The sequence below is a fragment of the Scytonema hankhaensis NUACC26 genome (genome assembly GCF_045865695.1).
In the GTDB taxonomy this organism is placed as follows: Bacteria; Cyanobacteriota; Cyanobacteriia; order Cyanobacteriales; family Nostocaceae; genus Scytonema.
On sequence record NZ_BAACAP010000088.1, the window covers coordinates 1 to 16,396 of the forward strand.

General features: G+C 40.9%; 18 protein-coding genes and 1 pseudogene. 8 read left to right on the forward strand and 11 right to left on the reverse strand.

The features are described from left to right. Positions 1-503: 503 nt before the first annotated feature. Positions 504-770, reverse strand: a complete 267-nt coding sequence (locus tag ACKTT2_RS03230) for a hypothetical protein (protein WP_407883916.1) — start codon at positions 768-770, stop codon at positions 504-506. A 164-nt stretch (positions 771-934) separates the two neighbouring features. Here ACKTT2_RS03230 and ACKTT2_RS03235 point away from each other — a divergent pair, with 164 nt between their 5' ends. Genes ACKTT2_RS03235 through ACKTT2_RS03245 form a run of 3 tightly spaced genes read left to right on the forward strand, consistent with a single transcriptional unit; the run spans position 935 to position 1,492 of the window. Next, on the forward strand, positions 935-1,015 hold the full coding sequence (locus ACKTT2_RS03235; RefSeq protein WP_407883948.1) for a type II toxin-antitoxin system YoeB family toxin: 81 nt from the start codon (positions 935-937) through the stop codon (positions 1,013-1,015). Positions 1,016-1,055: 40 nt separating this feature from the next. Next, positions 1,056-1,271, forward strand: coding sequence for a type II toxin-antitoxin system HicB family antitoxin (locus ACKTT2_RS03240; protein ID WP_407883918.1), 216 nt, complete (start codon positions 1,056-1,058; stop codon positions 1,269-1,271). Then, on the forward strand, positions 1,268-1,492 hold the full coding sequence (locus tag ACKTT2_RS03245) for a type II toxin-antitoxin system HicA family toxin (RefSeq protein ID WP_407883920.1): 225 nt from the start codon (positions 1,268-1,270) through the stop codon (positions 1,490-1,492). The genes ACKTT2_RS03240 and ACKTT2_RS03245 overlap by 4 nt, the downstream gene beginning before the upstream one ends. Before the next feature lie 149 nt (positions 1,493-1,641). Here ACKTT2_RS03245 and ACKTT2_RS03250 read toward each other — a convergent pair whose 3' ends face one another. Continuing rightward, entirely contained in the window at positions 1,642-2,001 is a 360-nt protein-coding gene (locus ACKTT2_RS03250) for a P-loop NTPase family protein (protein ID WP_407883922.1), read from the reverse strand. A 93-nt stretch (positions 2,002-2,094) separates the two neighbouring features. On the opposite strand from ACKTT2_RS03250, the gene ACKTT2_RS03255 reads away from it, so the two are divergent. After that, positions 2,095-2,406, forward strand: coding sequence for a hypothetical protein (locus tag ACKTT2_RS03255; protein WP_407883924.1), 312 nt, complete (start codon positions 2,095-2,097; stop codon positions 2,404-2,406). 319 nt (positions 2,407-2,725) lie between these two features. Here the strand turns inward: ACKTT2_RS03255 and ACKTT2_RS03260 are convergent, their stop codons facing one another. Then, positions 2,726-4,924 (reverse strand): AAA family ATPase, encoded by a 2,199-nt coding sequence (locus tag ACKTT2_RS03260; protein ID WP_407883926.1) that lies wholly within the window; start codon positions 4,922-4,924, stop codon positions 2,726-2,728. A gap of 45 nt (positions 4,925-4,969) precedes the next feature. Then, positions 4,970-5,227: pseudogene (locus ACKTT2_RS03265) on the reverse strand (hypothetical protein); the annotation flags it as partial. 31 nt (positions 5,228-5,258) lie between these two features. Here ACKTT2_RS03265 and ACKTT2_RS03270 point away from each other — a divergent pair. Continuing rightward, the gene (locus tag ACKTT2_RS03270; protein ID WP_407883928.1) at positions 5,259-5,513 is read left to right on the forward strand and encodes a hypothetical protein; all 255 of its coding nucleotides are present in this window, start codon (positions 5,259-5,261) and stop codon (positions 5,511-5,513) included. Positions 5,514-5,592: 79 nt separating this feature from the next. Here the strand turns inward: ACKTT2_RS03270 and ACKTT2_RS03275 are convergent, their stop codons facing one another. From ACKTT2_RS03275 to ACKTT2_RS03290, 4 genes are all read right to left on the reverse strand, one after another. Further along, positions 5,593-6,366, reverse strand: coding sequence for a flotillin family protein (locus ACKTT2_RS03275; protein WP_407883930.1), 774 nt, complete (start codon positions 6,364-6,366; stop codon positions 5,593-5,595). 74 nt (positions 6,367-6,440) lie between these two features. Then, positions 6,441-6,722 (reverse strand): hypothetical protein, encoded by a 282-nt coding sequence (locus tag ACKTT2_RS03280; protein ID WP_407883932.1) that lies wholly within the window; start codon positions 6,720-6,722, stop codon positions 6,441-6,443. A 74-nt stretch (positions 6,723-6,796) separates the two neighbouring features. Next, complete coding sequence (locus ACKTT2_RS03285; protein WP_407883934.1) at positions 6,797-7,297, reverse strand: hypothetical protein; 501 nt, start codon at positions 7,295-7,297, stop codon at positions 6,797-6,799. 150 nt (positions 7,298-7,447) lie between these two features. Further along, on the reverse strand, positions 7,448-7,639 hold the full coding sequence (locus ACKTT2_RS03290; protein ID WP_407883936.1) for a hypothetical protein: 192 nt from the start codon (positions 7,637-7,639) through the stop codon (positions 7,448-7,450). A 134-nt stretch (positions 7,640-7,773) separates the two neighbouring features. Between ACKTT2_RS03290 and glcD the strand changes: the two genes are divergently transcribed. Beyond that, on the forward strand, positions 7,774-9,252 hold the full coding sequence (glcD, locus tag ACKTT2_RS03295; RefSeq protein ID WP_407883950.1) for a glycolate oxidase subunit GlcD: 1,479 nt from the start codon (positions 7,774-7,776) through the stop codon (positions 9,250-9,252). 72 nt (positions 9,253-9,324) lie between these two features. Here the strand turns inward: glcD and ACKTT2_RS03300 are convergent, their stop codons facing one another. The 3 genes from ACKTT2_RS03300 to ACKTT2_RS03310 are packed head-to-tail and all read right to left on the reverse strand — an operon-like array spanning position 9,325 to position 14,461. Further along, entirely contained in the window at positions 9,325-11,664 is a 2,340-nt protein-coding gene (locus ACKTT2_RS03300) for a CHASE2 domain-containing protein (RefSeq protein WP_407883938.1), read from the reverse strand. Positions 11,665-11,666: 2 nt separating this feature from the next. Then, positions 11,667-12,911, reverse strand: a complete 1,245-nt coding sequence (locus ACKTT2_RS03305) for a DUF1822 family protein (protein WP_407883940.1) — start codon at positions 12,909-12,911, stop codon at positions 11,667-11,669. Between the two features lie 5 nt (positions 12,912-12,916). Beyond that, positions 12,917-14,461: a sigma-70 family RNA polymerase sigma factor gene (locus ACKTT2_RS03310; RefSeq protein ID WP_407883942.1), complete on the reverse strand. Its 1,545-nt coding sequence runs from the start codon at positions 14,459-14,461 to the stop codon at positions 12,917-12,919. A gap of 450 nt (positions 14,462-14,911) precedes the next feature. On the opposite strand from ACKTT2_RS03310, the gene ACKTT2_RS03315 reads away from it, so the two are divergent. Together ACKTT2_RS03315 and ACKTT2_RS03320 are read left to right on the forward strand one after the other, a co-directional pair. Further along, on the forward strand, positions 14,912-15,628 hold the full coding sequence (locus tag ACKTT2_RS03315; protein WP_407883944.1) for a DUF928 domain-containing protein: 717 nt from the start codon (positions 14,912-14,914) through the stop codon (positions 15,626-15,628). Positions 15,629-15,818: 190 nt separating this feature from the next. Beyond that, positions 15,819-16,396 (forward strand): histidine phosphatase family protein (locus ACKTT2_RS03320; protein WP_407883946.1); only part of this gene is annotated, 578 nt, incomplete at its 3' end.

Sequence of the window (16,396 nt, forward strand, 5' to 3'; positions counted from 1 at the left end):
CAAGGAGAGATTATTGCAGTTGATAGTTCAGAGGAAAGAGAATTGCTTTTATCCGGGCTAGTAGTCAAGCAACAAGGAATTTTGAGAGTTCGGAACCGTATTTATGAATCGATCTTTGTTTGATTGACTATGCCAACCGAGCATACTATAGCGTTTTCTAGTCTGCTGAGGTACAGATTTATCCGCGTCCGTCTGCGTTCATCTGCGGTTAATTATTTCTTCGGTGTACCTCACGAGAGTGGGAATTGCTATAATCCATTAAATAACAAAGAATAGCCAGCATGAAATAACAATACCTAGCGTTCTTGCCGCTAGGTATCGTATCATGCATAAACAGAAAACAGATAAGTGATTAAGTGTAGTTAGCACTTAGGTACTTCTTCAAAACGATGGGTGTGAGTACCACCCTTCGCTTTATACGAGAGAACCGAGCAAGTGAGAGAACTTCTGGTTCCCGTTTCAAACTAATGTAACTAGCATCAGTTTGGTTTCAGTTGATTGGACTATATATTGACAATTTGCCATTGAGTGCCAGTAAACGGTGGATCTGTATTAGGCGCTAGTCCAACAGATCCATCTCTTACTCTACCATCCAAGAATTTAGAACCAGGTCGATCTCCCAAAGACTCCAACGTTATACCACCATTAACGCCAATTGCTCTAAATCTCCATTTAGTGCCAGTAAACACTCTACCTGTCTCAGGTGCTAGTCCAACAGTTCCATCTGTTGTTCTACCATCCAAGAATTTAGGACCTGGTTGATCTCCCAAACACTCTAACGTTACAAGACAAGTTGAAGTCTACCGTCGAGATAATGCCAAGTTGGTATCGATCGCAACGCTCCGAAGCAATGATACGATTACTGCTTGATATTTTGCACGTTACGAATTATCCTCCAATTCGTGCGATTGCATTTAGTTCGAGAACTTAGGATGTGGATCGCGAACATCGACTTGTGTATCGGGTGGGAAACACTCAGTTTGATTTTCTTGCTTGTCGATATCACTACGAATAATGCATTATAAATGAAATATAAAAAGTAAGGGAAGTTAATAATGAGGAGAGAATTTAATGTGATTGTTGAGCGGGATGCTGATGGCTACCTTGTCGCTTCCGTCCCCAGTCTTCCTGGATGTCATACACAAGCCAAATCTTTAGATGAGTTGATGGAGCGTATCCGAGAAGCGATCGAACTTTGTCTGGAATTTGAGGAGGAACAGCAGGATTTAATGGACTTTGTGGGTATCCAACGAGTCTCGGTTGAAGTATGAGCCAATTCCCAAGTGTGACGGGACGCCAAGTGATAGCGGCTCTTGGCAAGGTGGGTTTTGAAGTGGCAAGGATACGTGGAAGTCACCATATTCTTATACATAGCGATGGGCGTCGAACCGTGGTTCCCATGCATTCTGGTGAAACAATTGGTCGTGGTTTACTTACACAAATACTGCGCGATTGTCAAATAACTCGTAATGATTTCAGGTCGCTGTTATGAGAGTTGACCTAACCATCATTATCCTTCGATTTGGGCGATCGCTTGTCATTTATCTTCTAGTGTTCCACATTCGTCGAAAATCGTCAGTAATGGTGGTAAATGCTACTTACACGTGAACGCGGATAGCACTTAGATGCGCGGCGAGAGCGCTAAAGACTCGAATGTGAGCGTATTTCAGCTAAGATATCCGAGATTTCTGCTTCCAATTGAATATGCTGGGACAAAACTTCTGCGGTTTCTAGTAAGTTATCAAACCCTTTCCAGTAGAGAGCTGCTTTCTGCAAACTTGCCTCACGACAAAGCAAGCTGATGGTTGTCTCAAATGCACTAGGTTCTGAATTTAGTGGGCGATTTTCAAAAAAAGATGCTATGCGATCGCCATCAACTACCAACAGTCCCATGTTAAATTCATGACACAGCGCTTCAGCAGTTGTTTGCTTGCCGACACCGTAAGAACCTTGGAAATAGAAAATAAACCCATTTGTCAGCGCCTCTTTTTTTGATACCATTACCCCTGCGTAGTTGTAGTAAGCTTACTACATCAGCTTGGCTACAGCCTCCAAAGTAACCGCAAGACATCTGTTTTGGAAGGAATGGGCGGAGTGCCTAAGCATTTGCTCTCAGTGGGTAATCTATCCGATCGCGATACTCGGAGAGAGATTATTGCTTCATCAGGCGATCGCACTAGATTTGCCCTAAGATTTCATCGTATTTGCTGTGCGGACCGATCCAGAACCATAGAACTCCCTCTGGTTCATCAGAACCTAACGCTCTATAATTTCTACCTACTGCTCTTTATTAACCAGACATCATCAGACATCCTTCAACAATTCTTGCTTCTACCAGCGCAGTCGGCTGCTAACTGTCCACAAGCGTTAAGTTCTAGGGTGGTGTTCCGTGCAAATCCAACCTGATTAAGTCATTCAGAGGGGAGTTAGATGGTGCGTTACGCTGTCGCAACGATTGCGGCGATGGCACTACAAGATCGGGCAATCGCACTCAAAGAGTCTTCCGAGAAGATACCGACCACTTTGAATACTGTATAAGTAGACGAGAAAAATTCAATGTATATAAAGAAATGTTAATTGACCGTAGGGTGTGTTAGGCGAAGCCGTAACGCACCTTGAATGTGGACGGTGCGTTGCGCTGCGCGACAACACACCCTACGTTAAAATTCTTAACACTTTGGTTAATTTTAGAGGTGGAGTCGCTGACAAATTATAACCAATCGTACTAGGTGAACTCTCCTTCGGAAACTATCTTACCCATTTTTTGGTACTCTCGTCGGGTGGCGCTGACAAGGTGATTCATGGCAATCGCTCCACCATCATCTGCAGCGAGGAAGGCAGCAGCTAGGGCAATATTGCGAATGTTGCCTCCAGCGATTTCAAAACGACTTGCCATGAAATTTAGATCTATGTCTGGGCTTTTGGGGGTAGCATCTGGTAATATTTGCTCCCAGATTCGTTGGCGTTCTTTTTTGCTAGGGAAGGGAAATTCGAGACTGAAATGCATCCGCCGGATAAAGGCGTCATCCATGTTCTTGCGTAAGTTTGTCGCTAAAATTACAACACCGTCATATTCTTCCATTTGCTGTAACAGATAGCTAGTTTCAATGTTGGCATAACGGTCGTGGGAATCACGGACTTCACTGCGTTTCCCAAACAAGGCATCAGCTTCATCGAAAAACAGGATGGCGTTGCTGGTTTTAGCTTCAGTGAAAATACGAGATAGATTTTTCTCAGTGTCCCCAATATATTTACTGACTACGGTAGAGAGGTCAATTTTGTAGAGTTCCAAACCTAGTTCTCCTGCCAGAATATCAGCAGACATGGTTTTGCCAGTGCCTGGGAGACCTGCGAAGAAAACGTTAAGCCCTTTGCCCATCGCTAGCTTGCGATCGAAGCCCCATTCGTCGTAGATGAGTGAGCGGTATTTGACTGAGTTACAAATTTCCCGTAGTTGTTTGAGCAGGTCGGTAGGTAAAATGATATCATTCCATTTGTAGTGAGGGTTGATTTTGGTGGCGAGCTTGCTCAGTTTGGGATTGGAGTGTAAGCGGCAAGCAGCATAAATGTCTCCCATTGTCAACTGCTTATCTTTGGGATCGCGCCATTGAGCTAGGTTGCGAGCAGTCTTTGCAGCATCCTCGATTTGACCACCACTGAAGCGGAATTTACTGGCTAGTTCCTTCAGTTCTGTCTGTGAACCCCAGGATTTGTCGTCTTTGAGGCATTTCTTCCACATTTGCAAGCGTTCGGCGGTTATGGGATGGGGAAACTCAACCCGTAAGAAGGGAATATTTTGCAGTACATCTGCTGGTTCCCAGGTGACATTTCCTACTAAAAAAATTAGTAGATTAACATCTTCCATCTGCCGCATAAATGATTCTAGCCACACCTTTCTATCATCTTCTAGTAAATTATCAAAGCCTTTCCAGTAGATAGCTGCCTTCTGCAAACGAGCCTCACGACAAAGCAAGCAGATGGTTGTCTCAAGTGCAGTGGGTTCTGAATTTGGTGGGCGATTTTCTAAACCAGATAGTATGCGATCGCCATCAACTACCAACAGCCCCATGTTAAATTCATGACACACCGCCTCAGCAGTTGTCTGCTTACCGACACCGTAAGTACCTTGAAAATAGAAAATAAACCCCCTTGTCAGCGCCTCTTTTTTCTGAGTGAGCAGCTTTAGGCGTTGTTTCATCTCAACTGGCATGAATAAATCGTTTAGCGCGATTTGAGGAACAAAATAATTAGTATAAATTTGGAGACGAGTGTCAATTTCGTCAATGTTAAGTAGGTAATTTGCTATTCGCTCATCTATTTTGAGATACTTACTTAGTAGTGGTGGTTGTTGCCCAGAGGGGTCATCTAATAAATTTAGTAAGTGATATTTTAGGAGAGGGGAACTTGGGGTGAAGCGTTGGCGTGCGGCAAGTTTGGCTTCTAGAGTTGGACACAGTAAGTTTAAAACTAAATCTACGCTGGGGCGCTTTTTGGTGACATCACCGTGAAGGTAAGAGTAAAGGCTTTCATAGCGTAGATCCAGTTCTGGGGCAAGACAGATGAGTAGTATATCTATATCAATGGCACTCAGAGCAAAATCGTGGGCTAGTTTGTCTAAACGTAGAGTAATACCATGTTGGAGGCTTTGTGTTTTTCGCTCTTGTATATCAACAGTTAATTGTGCAAAGATATTTTGAACTTCATCTGCGGACAAAGGAGTGGTAGCATTTGCCCAGCGTGGTACACCAATGGGTTTTGCTAGTAATTGCTCTAGTTCTTCTTCGGATATATAGAGTCCTTGAAATGCTTCGTTGCTTGACTGGATTTGGCGCGATCGCTTAATTTGGACTTGTATGAGCAGGTCAATTCGTTCGAGTTCTGCTAGTATGTGCTGTAGTGAAGTTGCGTAATATTCCATTGCCATAAGTCCCATTCATTCTTTTTGGTAGAGTGAGTTCTGCGAGCGGCATCAACCTTCTTTTACCATCCAAACCAAAAAACCCAAAATTTGCTCGATTGGAGGTAGAGGATAATCATTCAAATCTATTGTGACAACTTGTGACTCTAGCTTGAGAAATCGCCATTGTGTGCCACTGGTGACGCAGCCGTAAACAACAAAAATTGGTTGACCACAAGCTTCATTAAAACGTTGCGTCGCTACCATCTCAGCAATACACTGTCCGAGTCCCAACTTTAAATCCGCTTTTTTTGCTTCTACAACAACTATTTTAAATTATAGTAAAACAGGTGAAACCGTTATGAGTGTAGCAGAACAAGAGTTACTAGAAAAGTGGCGAGAACTTCCACTAGATAAACAACAACAAGTTTTAGAATTTATAGAATTTATTCATTTGAAACACTCCGCAGATAAAATCCCACTGGGGAAACGTTTGCGACAAATACGTGAAAAGATAGTTGCTTCTGGTAAACCTTTATTAGATGAAGAAGAAATAGCAAAGGAACTTGCTAGTCGTAGAGGTGACAATTTTTCTGTTGGTCATTTTTTAATTTAAAGTCGCCACCTGCAAATGAGCGAAGACCACGGGATTTGAAAGATTGGGCGATCGCATCTCTTGCCATTAGGCTATATTCTTATGTGGCAATTTCACTAACTCCATTTTGTAGCTCGGCGATCGCCCTTTGAGCATCCCGTTCAATTGCCAATATTTGGCGTTGACCATAACCTTCTAATACTTGTAATTGTACAGTTTCCTGTTGGTGCAAAAACTGTAACGTAGATTGCAGACTTTGGTCAGCCGTCTCAGTTAGCTTGACTTGTGCTTCTGTAAGTTGAGAAAGAGCTTGCTCTTCAACACCACTCAAATTTTCCAAAGTATGTTGTTGCAGAGTTTGCGCCTGTTGACGATGCTGTTCAGCAATATCACGGGCAATTTTAATATCTTCTGGCTTCTGCTTTTGGAGTTCACAAGCTTGATTGTTGGCTTCGTTGATTAACTCACACTTGAATTGTTTTGCTACCTTTCTAGCAGCGTCAATCCTAGCATCAAGTCGCTTATCAGTGAGTGGTCCTTTCGCAACGCTGTCATCTCGATGTATCTTTTGAGACTCCCATTCTTTTGCCTTCTGCTCCCCAAGGGCGATCGCTCTTGGTTGAAGAAAAATGTTGCCACCGTTACCCGTAGAACCAGGAGCTGAGTTAGCAAACAACCCGCTAGCAGCCCCTTGATTTCCAACAATTTCCTCACCAAATTGTGCGAGGCGGTTGGTGTAGGTAGAGTCAGTACCAGTAATGAGTATTCGATCGCTCGCATTTAAGGTAATGTTACCTGCTTGTCCGCTACTGAAGGTAGCAGTACTAATCTGTCCACCATTGACTGCTTCAAAAGTATTAGCATTAATACTCACATTCTTCGCATTCCCAGAACCAAAGGTGCGGGCGTTAATAACAGATCCATTAGCAACACGCAGTAAATCCGTATCTACTGCGATCGCTCCTCCTTTCCTCCTTGTCCTTCATTAATAGTACTAGCAAACAAGCCACTAGAAAATCCATTACTTCCCACACCATCTAAGAGGACGGAATCTCGAGCATTAATAGTCAAATTGCCTGCATCACTCTGTCCTGACGTACTGACATTCAGTCGAGCACCATTAGTTACAGAAAATGACTTAGTAGCAATGCGGATATCTCCTCCTTGCCCCTTGCCTGTCTGTGATATAGCACTGAAAATAGTGCTGTTCGATCCTCCATCAGGACTCACTCCATCCAAAGATACTATGTTACGAGTATCAATAATAACGTTACCAGCATTTCCAATTCCAAGTGTACTAGCTGCTATTTGAGCGCCATGAGAGAGAGAGAACCAGCAATAATATGGATGTCCCCACCCTTTCCTTGACCCGTTTCTTCCACCTCGCTAAAAATACCACTAGGAAAAATACCACTTTCAAAGACTGATAGACTCACTCCATCAAAAAAAACGGCATCATCAGCAGTAATGATTACATTACCAGCGTTTCCCAGTCCTCCGGTACTGACTTGTATTTCAGCACTATTGGTAAATGAAATTGACCGAGCAGAAATTTGGATATTTCCACCTTGCCCAGTGGCTCCCTCATCTACATTACTGAAAATATTGCCGTTATCAAAAGAGATGCCATCCCGGACATTAACGATTACGCTACCTCCGTTTCCCTGTCCAAAAGTTCCAACATCTAACTCTGCATTATCAGCGACAATCAAAGAACCTGCTGCGATCTGAATCTTCCTTCCCACCATTGCCCTAGGCATCTTGTTGTACGTTGGTAAAAATACCACTAGATATTGTTCTGTCATTAATAATTCTCAAACCTTTAAAAGAGACGGTATCGAGAACATCAATAATCACATCGCCTGCGTCTCTTGTCCCGTAGGTACTAGAAGTTAGTTCGGCACCGTTAGTTAAAGAAAGCGATCCTGCAACGATACAAATGTCTCCACCTCGTCCTATGCCAGTCTCGTTGACATCATTGAAAACACCACTAACAGATCCAAAGTCATTGCCACCATCAAAGGAAACGCTCTGACTGGCATTAATATTGACACTACCTGCATTTCCTCTACCAAATAGCGGGGATTATTGCCGTATTCAGCGACGAATTCCTCGAAAGTAAGAAGTTTTGGTGGGGTATAAGTCATAATATTAATTATCTAGTCATCAAAGTCAAAACCAACCATAGGGGTGCAATGCTTTGCGCTCTTACAGATAGAGAAGTCTATCGTAGGTGAAAACTGGTGTAATTAATAATATATGTAAAGACTTTAAAACCCATATGCTCATCCAAGACAAACAACAACGCAACTGGAAACCCATCATCAAGCAGTTTGAAGCAGTACTTGGCAAAAATGGCGTGGTGCAACGTCGTGAAGAATTGATTACTTATGAATGTGATGGACTCACTAGCTATCGTCAACGTCCTGCTATTGTAGTGCTGCCCAGAACCACAGAACAAGTGGCAGAAATTGTGAAGATATGCGATCGCAATTCCATCCCCTTCATCGCTAGAGGTTCTGGTACTGGCTTATCTGGTGGCGCACTACCTGTTGAAGATTGCGTGTTAATTGTTACCTCATTGATGCGACAAATCCTCAATATCGATCTACAGAATCAACGAGTTGTCGTACAACCAGGAGTCATTAATAATTGGGTGACGCAAGCAGTCAGTGGTGCTGGTTTTTACTACGCTCCCGATCCCTCAAGTCAAATTATTTGTTCCATAGGTGGGAATGTTGCAGAAAATTCAGGTGGAGTGCATTGTTTGAAATACGGCGTCACCACCAACCACGTTTTAGGGTTAAAAGTTGTCACTCCTGATGGTTCAATTGTAGATTTGGGAGGACAAATACCGGAAATGCCCGGTTACGATTTGACAGGAATTTTCGTTGGTTCTGAAGGAACTCTCGGAATTGCCACAGAAATTACTTTGCGAATTCTTAAAAGTGCAGAATCGATTTGCGTACTTCTAGCAGATTTCACAAATATAGAAGCAGCTGGAGCTAGCGTTTCCGATATTATCAGTGCGGGGATCATTCCAGGTGGTATGGAAATTATGGATAATCTTAGTATTAACGCTGTTGAAGATGTTGTCGCTACAAATTGTTATCCCCGCGATGCTGCTGCTATTTTGATAGTTGAAATTGATGGTTTAGCTGTAGAAGTTGCAGCAAATAAACAGCGAATTGCAGAGATTTGTAAAAAGAATGGTGCGCGAAACATTACAATTGCCAGCGATCCAGAACAACGCCTCAAATTGTGGAAAGGACGGAAAGCAGCATTTGCAGCAGCAGGGCATTTAAGCCCAGATTATTACGTCCAAGATGGAGTTATTCCCCGTACTCAGTTACCCTATGTGTTAGGAGAAATAGAAGCATTAAGTCAAAAGTACGGTTATCGTATTGCTAATGTCTTTCATGCTGGAGATGGTAATCTTCACCCACTCATTTTATTTGATAACTCCATTCCTGGTGAGTTAGAAAAAGTAGAAGAAGTTGGGGGAAAAATTCTGAAACTTTGCGTTCAAGTCGGTGGTAGTATTTCTGGAGAACATGGCATTGGTGCAGAAAAAAGATGTTATATGCCAGAAATGTTTACTGCAGTCGATCTAGAAACCATGCAATGGGTAAGGCAAACTTTTAATCCCAAAGGTTTAGCAAATCCAGGTAAGATTTTCCCCACACCTCGCACTTGTGGTGAAGCCGCAAATGCTATGGGCGAATTAGCTAAGAAGTTTGAGGGAGTGGAGCGATTTTAGAATATGAGTTTGAGGTTAGGATAGGTGGGGGAAATGATTAAGTCATTACCTGTAAATTTGGCAACTTGGTACTTATCTTCTAAAATGTGTATAAATCATTACGTTAGCCTCATTAACTATCAAAACTAAAACTGACGGCACTAGCGGTATCCAAGCTCCTTGGATTAACAGACAAAAGGATACACCATATAAAACGCAAACAGCTACCACTGCTGCCAATGCCAATCTTAACCATGATCCAAATTGCCAAACAAGTATGCCTCCAATCAACGACCAACCCCATACCCAAATAACTTCTCCCCATTTTGGTAACATCCATATCAGTGGACGATTATCTAAAACGGCACTGAGAATTTGACTCACCATGTGTGCTTGAAGCATTACTCCTGGCATTTGCTTGTATGGCCACTGACCTGTAGTATAGGGTGTAGACCAGTCATCGTGAAAGCTTTCGGCACTTGTACCAATGAGGACAATCCGATCTTTTACTAGATCGGAAGTCAGTTTATTGTTTAAAACATCTGCAAGAGTGACTTGTGCAATAGCTTGACGTGAAGAGCGATAATTTAGCAGCACTTGGTGACCTAAATTATCGATTCTGTGGTAACCGCCACTGTTTTCCTCTAAGTTTTTAAAGACAACATTGCCTAAGAGCCAGTTTGTTTGTGCGTTCAATTTGAATTGAAGACCCTCAGCACGCAAGTAACGATTTGCTAATTGAAAACTCAAAGATTTATCAACGTTGCAGGGGGATATAGGAGCCATAGCTAATATTTGACGGCGGATAACGCCGTCGGGATCGGGTACAACGTCACTAAATCCCAAGTTTGGCATCGGAACTTCGGGTGGTGGCGCAACACCATTTTTTTTGTTTTCTTCACTCACTCTGCATATTCCAAAAAAGCGATCGCTTGTTTTCATGAATCTAGATAAGTTCTGATATTCCGCTCCCACGGGATTCTCTCGATAGATATCTAAACCAATCGCTCGCGGTTGGAACCGATCTAATTTTTCTATAACACGAGCTAGTGCGCGATCCGATAATGAAGTTCCACGTCTTTCTTCGGCGCTTTGCGATCGCACATCAGCTTCGGTAACATTCACTACTAGAATGCGTCGCTCTTGTCCTTCGTCAGGTCGCGATCGCATCAGTGCGTCGAAAGCCGTAAGCTCCCACAATTGGAATAAGCCAACGGAGCGCATCCCTAATATTAAAGCAGTTGTGACTATACTAACTTTGAAAATTGCTCCAATAGTATTCCTGATGTGTAAGCGAGTCGGTTGAGAGTCTATTTTGCTCGCCAACACTAATGACATAGCTGTCGGATTTTGACATATCACTGGTAACCAACTAGCACAGGGAAAGCTACTTTCCAGACCTTGCAACTTTTCTGTAGCTTCCCGCATCGCCAAATGGCAAGATTCTCCATTAGCAAAAGCTTCTAGAAAGTGCTTCAAAAATTCTTGAGCCACTCGATCTGGTACTGCTTCCCGCATGACGATCGTTTGTGGAATATGCAGTGATGCCAATTCCCGTACTAATCCTAATCCATCACAGCAGTTAAAAATTGCCAGTTGTAAACCTCTAGCGATCGCTGCTTTCAAAGCATTTTTTAACTGAGAAATCGTTAAACTCTCAGTAGGATTAATATAAATTTGACCTATTTCACGATTGGATTGACTCGAACCATGCCCTGCAAAAAAGAGAATATCCCAGCCTTGCTTATCCCACAACCATCGATCTAACTCAGAGCGCTGTGGCTCAATCAGAAAAACCGTCTGCGTTCCTAGTAGTTGTTCGAGTATTTCCCGGTCTTGTTGAATATTAATTCCTTCACTATTACCAAGAATCGCTAATATTCTAACTTGGTTCGTAGTAGATTTGCGTAATGGTTTAACTTCATCTACTTCAAGAGCGCTTAAACCAAATACTGCCTTTCGATAATCCTCAAAAAATTCCCATAAATGCCAGGGTAACCGATGAACTTGAACATCTTCCGTTTCCAGAATGACTCGAATTTCTTCATAAGGATTTAACTTCGTGCGTAATTTCCGCTCTATATTGCTAAATGACTCAGCTTTTAACCAAACGTTAATTTCATCTCGTAACTTGTTACATAACTTACTAAATTCAACAGAGGAAATATGAGTGATATCTTCTGTATCAATTTCAATACCCGCATCACTTCCCATGTTTCTACGCCAATGTTGACGGGGAAAAAAAGCTTCATGCAATAACAAGTAGAGCAACTGCCAGCGTTTGTAGATCTCTATAAGTTCTGGTGCTGCGGGCAAGCTGCCTACAAATTGTAATGGAATGGAGTTGCTACAGTCATAGAGATGAACTGTAACAGTAGCAAATCCCTGCTTCAAGTTACCCTTTCCTAAGTTCAACACGACTAATTTAGTCATGGCTATGAGTCATCAACTGCTTCCAGTACAAAATCTTCCTTTATACTGACATCATTGAGAGCAACTTGTACACTAAAACAAATTCCAGGGGAAGATTTAAATTTTTTAAGTTGAATATAATGATCGTCACTCCGGGAACTCACCTCCTGAAGAATTGTCCCTGTCTGTGAAAGCAAAATGAGTCTCAGATCGGGTATTAGGTAAACTTCTTCATTTGCTGGATGCAACTGTACGCGCACACCAATTTTGCCATCAACCTCAGTCTTAAGACCAATCAGTAATACAAAAGAACTACTTCCAAATTGTATCCCTAAATCAATTAGCTTGGCTCGTTTGACACATTTTTCATTCAAACCAAAATCATTTCTGAATTGAACCATTAAAGCCTTTTGTTGTACGGACAACAAATCATCCAAATTTTGCCAACCCGCACTAAATATATTTTGAAACCATAAACTTAAGTTGCTAGTAACTTTGTGGATAGCTTCAACTCGATCGCTTTTTTGCTTTTCCAACCATCGCTGATAAAGATGTTTCCGAAATTCATCAACTTCGAGTAGCGCCCCCCACATATCGAAGGGGATATTAAATTTGGGCGAAGAAACAGTCTGCTGACTCAATTGTTCGAGTAATTGCTCTGCTTGTGCTGCTGACAAAGTTGGTAAGGATTTAACTTCTAGTTTACCGAGAGGACAAAGCTCTTGTGTCACCCACATGACATTCAAGTCTGCAACTAAATACTGCATATCAAGACAATATGTTCGATCCGTTGGATCGTAAGTCGCTTGTTCCCTGACTTGTTTATGTGTAGTATAACCCCATACCCGCAACCAACATTCTTCTAGATCTAACTGCACTGCTATATAGTAATGAGTTGACCAATTGGGAATATCAACCCATTCTTGTGGAATACAAAACTCTGGAAAGTAGCTTTTGTCGCTAGGGATTAATACCAATCGAGTCTCGCCCAGAGTTAATACAGAACCATTTACGACTTCCCAGATACTTGGTAGTTCGGTTTTTGGAAAGTGTAACCTGAGTGGAACTTGTAAATCTGGATCTTCTTCTAACCACGTTAAAAAAGTATTTAAAGATAAATGATTTAGATAGGCATTCCAGCGAGCAGCTGTGTTAGAGTAAGACTCTTGCATAGTTTGCTCCCATGCAGCTTCTTGCTCTTCGGTTGATATATCCAAACATAAATGCTCTGGATAGATTAGAGTTAAATCATTTAAGTTAATTGTCATAAGTATTAATTCCTGTTTTTAAAAAAATTATCTTTTAGCCACTCATCTACAAAATCATCTAGTTTTTTACTAGCTATTTCTAAAGAATTTGTAGGTAAGCCCATATCCATTTCGAGTTGATGCATAAAAGTTTCTTGCAAAATTTGACTCATATCATTTCTATTAGGTGCTACTTTTAGAGTCCGATGTTCAAAATTTTTATCTATTTTTTCTTTATTAGTTTGTAAATGAATCGGATTTCCTTGGTTCTGCCATTCTTTAATAATTTTAGCTAAAACCTTTCTGCATAATTGCTGACAATGCGATTGTAAGCACTCATCTAATGAGGTTTTAATTATTTCAATATCTTTGTCTTCACTTAAACAAATTTCAGGATAAATTTTTTGAGATTCAGTAAAAAATGTTTTTAACAGAATTTTATTATATTTTGCTAACTGACGAGCAACTTGATATTGTTTCTGGACTTCAGGATATTTATTTTTCACAACTTCTGCCATCTCAGTTTGAGTTAAATTTAATCCTAGCCAGAGTATCAACATTATTTGACCTGCCTCTGGTATAGCTAAAAATAAATTTGAAACCAGTGAGTTGATTTGCTGCCATTCTTCTTCTTGAACGAGATTGTCTAAGGCAGTCAACTGGTCATCGGTTAGGCGATCGCAGTTGTCTAAAGGGAGAAAAGATTTTGTTCGGTAATCGCGAGCTGCTTGGATACAAATTTCTAATATTTCTTGAATTCTCTCCTTCAAAACTGGTGCTTCCACAAATCCTAATTGATGACATCGTTCGTTATATAATGATGCAATCGCTTGAAAACATTCTGCACTAGGTGTTTCTAAACTACGACTTCCTTGCTTTTGGTTCGGTTGATAAACTCGATCTAAGCATTGCCAAGCTAGACAGTATAAGTTAATGCGATCGCGATCTATTCCTTTTAAAGCGAGAGCTTCCTGTATTTCTTTCTTAGTCAAATCTTTTAATAACCCATAATTAGAAAATTTCTCTCTTTTAGCTTCTAAATCTTTCCGATAAATAGTATTACTAATAAAACGGCTAATAGCTGTTTGAGCATAACCTTCTATATTGTTTTGAGGATGCTCTAAATTAAAATTCTTGAGGATTTTACCTGGAGGGAAAACAGCTGAGTTAGCTATTTGAAAGTATTCTTCCAACGGATATTTGTGTTGGATAAATTTAAATCTTTGATAACTTTTTTTAGCAGCTACAAGACAAGCTTCCTGTAAATACGCACACAAATGTTTTTCGGCTTTTACAAAAGAGTTTGATATTTTTTCTGATGAGATAGGAAAATTTCTTTTTTCTTCCGTTTGAGAACAAACTTCAAGTAACTCTTCTTGTGGTATTCTAATAATTTTTAGAAAATAATGCGCCCAGTATTCTTCTTTAGCATCTGGTTCTGACTCTACTAAAAAAGTTATATGGCGTTCTAAGTTTACATCAACTTGCCAAATAAGATTATTTTTTTTATGAAAATTTTTTAAACTGAGAAAGGTTGAAAACTGTTGTATAATATCTTTGCGGTTTTTCATAATTTTCCTGTCTTTTACACAAATAAGTTAGAGGATGTTTAAAAAGTCATGATTGATGTATCAAATATTTTTTTACCCCTCCCCTAACCCTCCCCAATGTATTGGGGAGGGAAACGGATTTCTCTTGTTTCCCCCCAATACATCGGGGGGATTAAGGGGGGTAATAATGTGATTAAAATCATAGCTAACCACTTTTTAAACATCCTCTTAAATAAATCTTAAAATTTGTGAGTTTTCTATCTTGAAAATAGGGCAATGAGCATAGAGAATGGAAAGTGATAGAGAGATAGAAATCAATCTGAGACCGGAATAGAACTGTTGTAATTGACTGTTTGAGCGGAAGTTTAACTTTGTTTATTATCCCTCTATACTTCTAATGGGCATTACATAGATCGATTTATGCACTTTTCCAATCAAAATATTTTAAAGAAGCTAAATGGCAGAGGGCGCATGATTATTATCATAATTCTGGCACTGTTTGGCTATACTAGCTACCCTCTAACATTGATAGCAAAGTCTCAGCAGCCATCGACTGGTGGTAATCAACAAGATGGATCGGGTAGAGGTAGACCTTCTAGACGAGGAGGTACGGGAAGCCGTGGTAATTGCCCATCTGTGGAAGTACCGCTTATAGCCTTAATACCTGAGAAAAATGTAGGCTTAGTTGTTGAAGCGAATGCTACTTTTTGGGTATTTGTACCTTATCAACCTAATGATGTACGGAGCGGAGAGTTTATCTTGCAAGATCGAGCAAACAATGAAATTTATCGGGCTTCTTTTGCACCATCTGAGAGACCGGGTATTACTAGCATCAGTTTACCATCAATCGTTCCACTAGAAGTTAACAAAACGTATCAAATATACTTTAAACTTTATTGCAATCAACAACAATCAGACCCAGTGTTTGTGCGCGGATGGGTACAACGTGCAGCCCTAACACCTAATTTGGAAAGGCAATTAAAAGCTGCCACTACACCAAGCGATCGCATTAAAATATATATTCAAAATGATATCTGGTACTCAGCTCTGACAGAGTTAGCAAAACTCCGCCTTACCGAACCAAAAAATACTGCTCTATATAATGAATGGGCTAATTTACTGAGAAGTGTTGGACTAGAAAATTTAGTCCAAAAACCTCTTGTGGGGGAAGTAAAAATTAAACAATAAAGGGGATTAGGGACGGGAGCATCCCAAATCTGCAAAAGCTAAGCCTGCAAGAATAGAATTCTGGGGTTTTAAAAGTTACTGTTTTTTTACTAAACTTAGGATAAATTTACGGGTCGGCTTATTGACAAATTTATGGTTGTGGTTGTAAGTATATAAGTTAACATGCTGTAGCTAAAACCTATTAACATTTGTGATAAAAACTAATAACTCTACCAGTGTTCCTGTTAAACAAAAGGATGATTATCCAGGACGTGCATACTTTATTCGACATGGTGAAAGCACCAGCAACGAACGCAACATTTTTGCAGGAGTACTGGATGTCGATCTTACCGCATTTGGCAGGTTGCAAGCACGGCGTGCAGGCGTTGATATCAAGAAAAAAGGGGTGAAGTTTGACGCAGTTTATGTCTCTCACATGAGACGGGCGCGGCAAACTTGTGAAATCGCACTTGCTGAAAGTCAGGCGTTGAAGTCGCCCGATATCCCTGTTCAAATCGACCATCGGATTAGCGAGAAATCGTTTGGTATTTTTGCAGGTCGTAACCTCAATCTACTTCGTCTTGCCCTAGGCTACGAAGGTTTCGAGGAAATGTTGCATTCCCATAACGAAGCACCCCCGGCGGGCGAGAAAATTTCACAAGTTTACTATCGCGCTGCACATTTCTACGAGGACAAGGTTGTACCGCACTTGAAACGAGGCGAAACTGTTCTGGTGGTGTGTCACCAATATGTATTGGAGCCTTTAGCACTCTATTTAAGTGATTTACC

Coding starts and splice junctions, on each gene's coding strand:
- ACKTT2_RS03310 (WP_407883942.1), bottom strand. CDS start 14,461: ATGAAAAACCGCAAAGATATTATACAACAGTTTTCAACCTTTCTCAGT.
- ACKTT2_RS03260 (WP_407883926.1), bottom strand. CDS start 4,924: ATGGCAATGGAATATTACGCAACTTCACTACAGCACATACTAGCAGAA.
- ACKTT2_RS03305 (WP_407883940.1), bottom strand. CDS start 12,911: ATGACAATTAACTTAAATGATTTAACTCTAATCTATCCAGAGCATTTA.
- ACKTT2_RS03285 (WP_407883934.1), bottom strand. CDS start 7,297: ATGACAGAACAATATCTAGTGGTATTTTTACCAACGTACAACAAGATG.
- ACKTT2_RS03245 (WP_407883920.1), top strand. CDS start 1,268: ATGAGCCAATTCCCAAGTGTGACGGGACGCCAAGTGATAGCGGCTCTT.
- ACKTT2_RS03240 (WP_407883918.1), top strand. CDS start 1,056: ATGAGGAGAGAATTTAATGTGATTGTTGAGCGGGATGCTGATGGCTAC.
- ACKTT2_RS03290 (WP_407883936.1), bottom strand. CDS start 7,639: ATGACTTATACCCCACCAAAACTTCTTACTTTCGAGGAATTCGTCGCT.
- ACKTT2_RS03300 (WP_407883938.1), bottom strand. CDS start 11,664: ATGACTAAATTAGTCGTGTTGAACTTAGGAAAGGGTAACTTGAAGCAG.
- ACKTT2_RS03315 (WP_407883944.1), top strand. CDS start 14,912: ATGATTATTATCATAATTCTGGCACTGTTTGGCTATACTAGCTACCCT.
- glcD (WP_407883950.1), top strand. CDS start 7,774: ATGCTCATCCAAGACAAACAACAACGCAACTGGAAACCCATCATCAAG.
- ACKTT2_RS03250 (WP_407883922.1), bottom strand. CDS start 2,001: ATGGTATCAAAAAAAGAGGCGCTGACAAATGGGTTTATTTTCTATTTC.
- ACKTT2_RS03270 (WP_407883928.1), top strand. CDS start 5,259: ATGAGTGTAGCAGAACAAGAGTTACTAGAAAAGTGGCGAGAACTTCCA.